This is a genomic window from Butyrivibrio sp. WCE2006, assembly GCF_000701985.1.
Lineage (GTDB): Bacteria > Bacillota > Clostridia > Lachnospirales > Lachnospiraceae > Butyrivibrio.
Genome location: NZ_JNKH01000013.1, coordinates 99699 through 107563 on the forward strand (window position 1 = coordinate 99699; position 7865 = coordinate 107563).

At 40.3% G+C, this 7865-nt stretch carries 10 protein-coding genes; 9 read left to right on the forward strand and 1 reads right to left on the reverse strand.

The genetic code is table 11. The features are described from left to right. Position 1 precedes the first annotated feature (1 nt). The 4 genes from T501_RS22455 to T501_RS10540 all read left to right on the forward strand — a co-directional run bounded on the left by T501_RS22455 (position 2) and on the right by T501_RS10540 (position 3136). Complete coding sequence (locus tag T501_RS22455; RefSeq protein WP_304412765.1) at positions 2 to 304, forward strand: pyridoxamine 5'-phosphate oxidase family protein; 303 nt, start codon at positions 2 to 4, stop codon at positions 302 to 304. An 836-nt stretch (positions 305 to 1140) separates the two neighbouring features. Next, positions 1141 to 1329: a hypothetical protein gene (locus tag T501_RS20210; protein WP_155994836.1), complete on the forward strand. Its 189-nt coding sequence runs from the start codon at positions 1141 to 1143 to the stop codon at positions 1327 to 1329. 20 nt (positions 1330 to 1349) lie between these two features. After that, positions 1350 to 1736: an alpha/beta hydrolase-fold protein gene (locus T501_RS20215; RefSeq protein ID WP_242845516.1), complete on the forward strand. Its 387-nt coding sequence runs from the start codon at positions 1350 to 1352 to the stop codon at positions 1734 to 1736. Between the two features lie 50 nt (positions 1737 to 1786). Then, complete coding sequence (locus T501_RS10540) at positions 1787 to 3136, forward strand: MATE family efflux transporter (RefSeq protein ID WP_024865258.1); 1350 nt, start codon at positions 1787 to 1789, stop codon at positions 3134 to 3136. A 39-nt stretch (positions 3137 to 3175) separates the two neighbouring features. On the opposite strand, the gene T501_RS10545 is transcribed toward T501_RS10540, so the two are convergent. Further along, entirely contained in the window at positions 3176 to 4051 is an 876-nt protein-coding gene (locus tag T501_RS10545; protein ID WP_044914698.1) for a LysR family transcriptional regulator, read from the reverse strand. Between the two features lie 290 nt (positions 4052 to 4341). Between T501_RS10545 and T501_RS10550 the strand changes: the two genes are divergently transcribed. The 5 genes from T501_RS10550 to T501_RS10570 all read left to right on the forward strand — a co-directional run bounded on the left by T501_RS10550 (position 4342) and on the right by T501_RS10570 (position 7677). After that, positions 4342 to 4566 (forward strand): hypothetical protein, encoded by a 225-nt coding sequence (locus T501_RS10550; protein WP_026511960.1) that lies wholly within the window; start codon positions 4342 to 4344, stop codon positions 4564 to 4566. 15 nt (positions 4567 to 4581) lie between these two features. After that, a complete protein-coding gene (locus T501_RS10555; RefSeq protein WP_026511959.1) occupies positions 4582 to 5583 on the forward strand; it encodes an alpha/beta hydrolase in 1002 nt (333 codons plus the stop codon). 12 nt (positions 5584 to 5595) lie between these two features. Then, positions 5596 to 6138 (forward strand): flavodoxin family protein, encoded by a 543-nt coding sequence (locus T501_RS10560; RefSeq protein WP_044914699.1) that lies wholly within the window; start codon positions 5596 to 5598, stop codon positions 6136 to 6138. After that, the gene (locus T501_RS10565) at positions 6113 to 6730 is read left to right on the forward strand and encodes a cyclophilin-like fold protein (protein WP_050008251.1); all 618 of its coding nucleotides are present in this window, start codon (positions 6113 to 6115) and stop codon (positions 6728 to 6730) included. The genes T501_RS10560 and T501_RS10565 overlap by 26 nt, the downstream gene beginning before the upstream one ends. 470 nt (positions 6731 to 7200) lie before the next feature. Continuing rightward, positions 7201 to 7677, forward strand: coding sequence for a PrsW family glutamic-type intramembrane protease (locus T501_RS10570; protein WP_044914701.1), 477 nt, complete (start codon positions 7201 to 7203; stop codon positions 7675 to 7677). Positions 7678 to 7865 lie beyond the last annotated feature (188 nt).

Consider the following 7865-nt stretch of genomic DNA (forward strand, 5'->3'; position numbering starts at 1 on the left):
TATGTTTAGAAAGATGAGAAGATTTAAGCAACAGATTACAGATGAACAGTGCATTGAGGTGCTGAAAAATTCAAAGAGAGGAGTCCTGTCCCTGATTGGCGAGGATGGTTATCCGTATGGCTTACCGATTAACCAGTGGTATTGTGAAGAGGATGGGAAAATCTATTTTCATGGGGCTAAGGAAGGTCACAAGATTGATGCAATTAAGGCTTGTGATAAAGTCAGCTTTTGCACCTGGGATGAAGGCTATCGGAAAGACGACGATTGGGCTTTAAATATTAACAGCGTAATTGTATTTGGCTGAATCAAGCTGGTTGAGGATGAGGATACTGCAATAAAAATCTGTACCAATCTCACAAAAAAGTTCACGGATGATGAAGAGTATTTACAAAAGGAATTGAAAAATGCTCTGCCGAGAGTACAGTGCCTTGAACTCATTCCTGAGCATATGACAGGGAAGCTGGTTAATGAATCATAAATAATAGAGTGGAGTAATCATCAATGCTGATGTAAGGCGTGTAGACCATATGGTTTATACGTCTTTTTCTTTTGTCTGAAGGTACAACGTCATCGTACTTTTTCCTCCATAAGTCCAATCTTTGGCAATAGAAGCAAAGGCAACTTATAAAGTATTATTTTGATCGCAGTTATTCAAGTTGCCACCAGCCGCATACAGTAGCCCTGAGTTTTCTACCGTACGCAGCAGGTAAACAGCAACTCGCCTTAGGAATGCCTAAAACAAGGCATTTAAGGCAGTGAAAAAGTTCTCAAAGAGATAATCGTTTCTCTATACGAGATTACAAAGCATTATACAAGAGAGTCATCCGATTGGATGGCTCATTTTTATGTTTAATAATAGAGAAACACTGATTTTATGGGATTTTCAGTGGGTTTGTAGAGGGGATAAAACTAAATGAGAGGGAGAATTTTTATATCCTTCCAAACAGTAGGTAGATTTGAAACTAACAAAAAATAATTTAAAATTACTATAACATTTGAAAAGATTTACACATTTTTACACGCGGAAAAAGGGGTGTAAAAATGAATAATGAAATGGAACTTAATGGAGATGCAAAATGATAGTTGAAGGAAAGCATATCTATATATGGTGAAAAGGGGAAAGCTGCGCCACTCATAGTCATGAATACATTTCAGGGCAATGGAAGTGATGTTTATAGCGCGCTTTGTACTATGACGGAAAAAGAGCTGAATCTTGCTGTTATAAGTGATATCAACTGGAATGAGGAGATGTCCCCCTGGGAATGTGCTCCTTTGTATAAAAATGATAGCCCCTACACAGGAGGGGCAGATAATATCTTGATAAGCTGACTGGAAGCATAATCCCTGCTATAAAAGCTGAGCTTGGTGCAGAGCCTGAATATACGGCTATTGCAGGCTATTCACTTGGAGGATTGTTCGCTATTTACAGCTTGTACAGGAATGATGTGTTCTCAAGAGCAGTAAGTGCATCCGGATCTATGTGGTATCCTTCATTTTTAGAATATGCAGAAAAAAATAATTTTGGTAAAATGCCTTCAAGAGTATATTTTTCCCTTGGCGATAGAGAGGCACTCACTCGCAACGCGCTTCTTAGCACAGTTGAAGATAAGACCGGAAAAGTTTATGATCAATACAAGAATAAGGGCATAGAAACTACGTTTGAAATGAATCCCGGAAATCATTTCAAAGATGCGGATCTGTGTCTTGCAAAGGGAATAGCCTTGATACTTAAATGATCTTAACTATTAAATAATTAACATCAAGAGAAAGACCAAAGAGAGCGGCCATGACAAATACAGAACAGACCACACAAAATATGACCTCAGGAAACAGTATGAAACAGATCATACTGTTCTTTTTGCCCTTATTATGGGGAAATCTTTTCCAACAACTATATAGTCTTGTGGATAGCATTATAGTTGGCAAGGGAATCTCGGATCAGGCGCTGGCTGCTGTTGGGGCAACCGGGACACTTAACTTCCTTATACTTGGATTTGTTGTGGGGATGACCAGAGGATTTGGCATAACCTTTGCCCAGAGCTTTGGAAAAAACGATATGGCTATGCTGAATGCATACATCAGAGCAGCCAAGAAGCTCAGTATCACGTTTGGAATAGCCTTTACTGTTGTATGCGTTTCTTTGCTCAATAAGATGCTGACGTTCTTGAACACTCCTGAAGATATCTTTGACGATTCGTATAGATATTTTGCTGTGATCTTATTGGGAATTGTAGTGACGGTTATGAATAACCTTGAGATTACAATTCTCCAGTCAATGGGAGATTCCAGAACGCCCCTCACTGCTATGATCTGTTCATCACTCGTGAACATCATGCTTGATATTATTTTCATAATGGCCTTTGGCACAGGAGTTGTCGGAGCAGCAGTGGCAACAGTGGTTTCTCAGTTTGTATCATACCTTTTGTGCCTTAAAAAGCTTAGAACCATCGATTTTATGAGTCTGGGAAAAGACACGTCAGAAATAGCAGATGAAAAGAATATATTGGTTGAACTGATGAAAATAGGACTTCCTGTGGCACTTATGAATTCGGTCACAGCTGCAGGGGCCATGGTTTTGCAGTACTTCGTAAATCTTATGGGAAGCGCATATGTGGCAGCCTATTCAGCCTGCATGAAATTTGCATCACTCTTTGAGCAGTTCGGAATGTCCGTAGGTCTTTCCATGATGACCTTTGTGGGGCAAAATAAGGGCGCTGGCAAATATGACAGGATACGCACAGGAGTAAGACAGGGCCTGATGCTCTCTACACTTGTGAATGTGCCTATATCGCTCCTTATGATATTTGTGCCCGGAAGCCTGGCAAGGATGCTGCTGACTGACAACATGATAATCGGTTATTGTACCGATTTCATGCCAATCATGGGAATAAGCTTTTTTGCCCTGGGCTGGCTTTTTGTATACAGATACTCTGTTCAGGGGTTGGGCAATACCTTTATACCAATGCTCTCAGGCGGGCTCGAAGTCATTATGAGACTGATCTTTGGCTTTTTGGTAGGAAGGAACGGATTTAAGGGAATTGCCATTTCTGAAGTATCTGCATGGATAGGCGCTTTTCTGATGCTCATGGTGACATACTATTGTTTAATTGGCAAAAGAACTAAAGCAATAGCATAATGGTCCCTGGGGACGGGGTTAGCAGTCCCAAAAGATGGGTTATAACACTAGAACTTTTAGGTGCGATAAAAATCTTTCTGCTATAGGTGTAAATGCCTGATAGCGGTTCCATGCGAAATATATTTTGTTTTCAAGCTTAGGAGACAACGGTCTGAATGCAAGGCCGTTGTTTTTTGATGTATCAATAAGGTGATCATAGGTGAGAAGATACCCAAGACCTTCCATTGTGAAAATAGAGCCATTGTAGGAAAGACGGAAAGAACCTTCAAGCTGTAGTTCTGAAAATCTGCTCCCGGCCCATTTCTTTATATCTCCGTTCCAAGCCTGATCTGAGCAGAAAAGAGGTAATCCTATCAGGTCATCCAAACGAATGGATTCCTTTTTTGCCAGAGGGTCATTTTCAGGAATGATAAGTCCCCAGGTATCAGCCTGTGGAAATTCTATATATTCATATTTTCTGATGTCTGGCTGCTCAACCAGAACAACAAAATCAAGAAGCCCTTTTTCTGTTTTTTCAGATAGCTGCTCTGTATCACCACTTGTGATGTGATAATGGAGATTGGGATAGCTTTCTTTAAAGGTCTTGATTGCTCTTGCAAGGAATCTTAGCTGATAAGATTCTGCAAGTCCGAGGTAAAGATTGCCTCCGCTTATGTCATCAAGTGAAACAAATTCCTGCTCGATTTTATCAGCCATGCTCACAAGATCTTCTGCACGGCTTCTGAGAAGAATTCCTTCTTCTGTCAGCTTTATACTGAAACTGTGCCTTGTAAATAGCTTCTTACCCAATTCTTCTTCCAATGATTTTAATTGTTTGGATAGAGTTGGCTGAGTCACATGCAGTATCTCAGCGGCTCTGCTCATGTTTTCTTCTCTTGCTACAGCTAAAAAATATCTTAAAGTCCTGATTTCCATGGTGATTCCTTTCCTGAGCAGTGCACTCGAAATGCTACGCAGTGCAGTACTCGAAATGCTGCGCATTTCTCGTTCTTCGGCATTCGCCGAATACCAATATTTACAAAAATATGCACTTATGTGAGCAAGCTCCCAAGTGCATATTTTATAAATATTGCTGCACTGCTCATTGCTGTATGATATGCCAAAATGGAATAATATGATATTCATTATAACTATTAGCAAAAAATCTTACAAGCTCATACAATAGAATTGTAAGTGAAATATTTACATGGAAATGAGGAATACTCATGGATAAAGAATATCTAAAGCAAAGCCTTTCAGATGCGGGATGCTGTAATGAGGCAACAGACACTATCCTGGAAAGATTTGAGTCAGGCAGTATCGATGAAATGGTAAGGCTTCTGAAAAAAGAAAGATGCCGTGCCATGGACGAGTACCACGAAAGTGGGAGAAAAGTTGACTGCATGGATTTTATGCTAAGAAAAATCGAAAACGAAATGAAGCAGAGATAACGGAGGTATCAAATGATGATAAGAACAGAAGAACTTAATTTAGTAACAGAGTGGGATAAGACCTTTCCAAAGAGTGAGAAGGTGGAACACAGCAAGGTGACATTTGTAAATCGCTACGGGATAACCCTTGCAGCGGATATGTATGTGCCAAAGGATACAGATGGCAAGCTTCCGGCTATTGCAGTATCAGGACCTTTCGGAGCTGTTAAGGAGCAGTGTTCAGGATTATACGCTCAGACTATGGCAGAAAGAGGATTTCTTACAATAGCCTTCGATCCCTCTTTTACAGGAGAGTCAGGCGGCAATGTAAGATATATGGCATCACCTGATATCAATACAGAGGATTTTATGGCTGCAGTTGATTTTCTTTCACTTAATGAAAAGGTAGATCCGGAAAGAATAGGAATCATAGGAATCTGCGGATGGGGCGGAATGGCTATCAATACAGCTGCTCTTGACACAAGAATCAAAGCTACAGCTGCAATGACCATGTATGACATGACAAGAGTTAATGCAAAAGGTTACTTTGATGCCGATGACAGTGAAGAAAAGAGATATGAAGCGAAAAAGGCTTTGTGCGCTCAGCGTCTTGAAGATTTAAAGAATGGAGAATATAAGCGCGCGGGAGGTGTTGTAGATCCTCTACCTGCAGATGCACCTTTCTTTGTAAAAGACTATTTTGATTACTACAAAACTGATCGCGGATATCATGCCCGTTCCCTTAATTCCAATGATGGATGGAATGTGATAGGCTGTGAATCCTTCGTGAATCAGCCAATCCTTAAATACAGCAATGAAATCAGAAGTGCAGTGCTTCTTGTACATGGCGAGAAGGCGCACTCCTGCTACTTCAGTAAAGACGCTTACGCCGACATGATAAAGGACAGCAAATATGCTGATAATAAAGAACTGATGATCATTCCAGATGCAGTTCATACAGATCTGTATGATGGAGGAGATAAGGATTATATTCCGTTTGATAAACTTGAGAGCTTCTTTAATGAATATCTTAAATAAGGAAAGATGACAATGAGTAAGGTTTTGATAATAAAGACAAGTCTTAGAGCAAAGAGCAATTCTGATATTTTGGCAGATAAAGTATCTGATGGAGCAAAAGCTGCGGGACATGATGTGGAAGTCATCAGCCTCAAGGACAAAACAGTTGGATTCTGCAAAGGATGCCTTGCATGCCAAAAGACGCAGAAGTGCGTGATAAATGATGATGCTGTAGAGATTGCGAAAAAAGTAAAGAATGCAGATACGCTTGTATTTGCGACCCCTATCTACTATTACGAGATGAGCGGACAGATGAAGACTCTCCTTGACAGACTTAATCCGCTTTATCCTTCTGACTATAGATTTCGTAATGTCTATATGCTTTCGACTGCTGCTGAAGATGAGACATTTGTTCCTGAGGAAGCTGTCAGTGGTCTGAATGGTTGGGTAGAGTGTTTTGAGAAAGCTTCATTTAAAGGTTCACTGTTCTGTGGCGGAATAAATGACATGGGTGAAGCAGAAGGCAAAGAAGAGGAAAAGCAGGAAGCTTATGAGTTTGGAAAATCTCTTTTGTAAGAATACAGGTAAAACGCTTACAGCATTATGTGTGATGGCTGTAAACCTCTTTACTGGATGTGGATATAATGAGAATGCACAGGTTCACTCGAAGGTTGATTTTGTTCAAGACAATTATGTAGAAACAATACAGTCACAGGTTAAAGCTGATGCTAAAACGAACAGTAATACGGCAACGGAAGATCACTTAAAGGATGAAGAAGACGTAATTACTAATGATGAAAGGTCGACGGAAAATATGCTTAAGCTTTTTATAAATGATGAAGAGATACAGGTAATCTGGGAAGAAAATGAATCAGTAGAAGCTCTGAAGAATCTGGCTGAAGATAAACCTATCATCATTGATATGTCTATGTATGGCGACTTTGAGCAGGTTGGCTCTATTGGTCAGTCTATTCCAAGGAATGATAAGCAGATGACTACAAGTGCCGGGGACATTGTTTTGTATTCAGGTAATCAGCTGGTAGTGTTTTACGGTTCAAATAGCTGGGCTTATACAAAGCTCGGGCATATTGAAAATACATCTGCGGAAGAAATGAAAAAAAGGCTTGGTTCCGGGGACGTTAACGTAACAATAAGTATTACTGAATAAGCTTATGAGAAGTGAGGCAATATGATTGAAAAAAATGTCACCAGCCGCATGCAGTAGCACTGAGCTTCCTTGCGTACGCAGCAGGTAAACAGCAACTCGCCATAGGAATGCCACAAACACAGCACTTAGGACATTGAAAGAGTTCTCAAAGAGATGAGAATATCTGCTATTGCAGGTTTCAGAAGACTCGGTACATTGTACTGGGTCTTTTTTATTCAATACGAGGAAATTCCTTCGGATTTCCTATTGAATAAAAAGCGCTCCGCTAAGGATGCGACTGGTGCGCAGATGAGTTTTGCAAGCTAAAGCTTGCGCGCACCAGCGCGCAAAGAGTCGCGAGCGACTCTTTGTTCTATCTATGCATTATTTATGGATTTTTAAGACTATCGCAAGACGGAATGCTGTAAAATTTTAAGAGGTATATAAAGCCTCGACGGAGTTAAGATAAGAAAAGAGGAGGAGAATTATTCATGGACGCAAAAACAATTATTATTTCAATTATTGCCGCATTACTTGCCTTTGTTATCTGTGGATTTATCTATCAGCGAATGATCAAAAGGGAAGTTCCGGAGCCTATAGGAAAACTACAGGCAATTCTGCCGGTTGTTTTGGGATGTATTTGCGTACCGATTTCCGCCGGTTCCGGGATTGGGTTATTGGCCGTATTAAGAATCATCGGGATAGAGGGTGCAAAAATGCAGGCACTATCGGCATCTTTCTTTACAGCATTTTTTATGGCTGGTGGTGTGGAGGAATTGTTTAAGTTTCTTGCAATCATCATAACGCTGGTTGCTCTGAAAAATAAGGTACGCAATGTTTATGAGTATATCCTCCTGGGAGCAGCGGTTGGCTTTGGCTTTACGTTTGTAGAGGACTTTACTTTTGGAGACTCGATTATTGTGTTACTAATCAGAACCAATGTCATTTACTTTAGCAGATTTTCGTAAATAACGAAGATCTGCTTTTTTCTTACCCCTAACAAAAATTATTATGAAAAATAGTTGACAAGCCGTTCAAAATGCGCGGCCACACTCGTTACTGATGCTGTTTAGAGGTAACGAGTGCGGCCCTTGTAGTGAAGGCATAAACGTTACTTTCACTACAAGGAGGCACTTATATGAAACATTCTGACGCA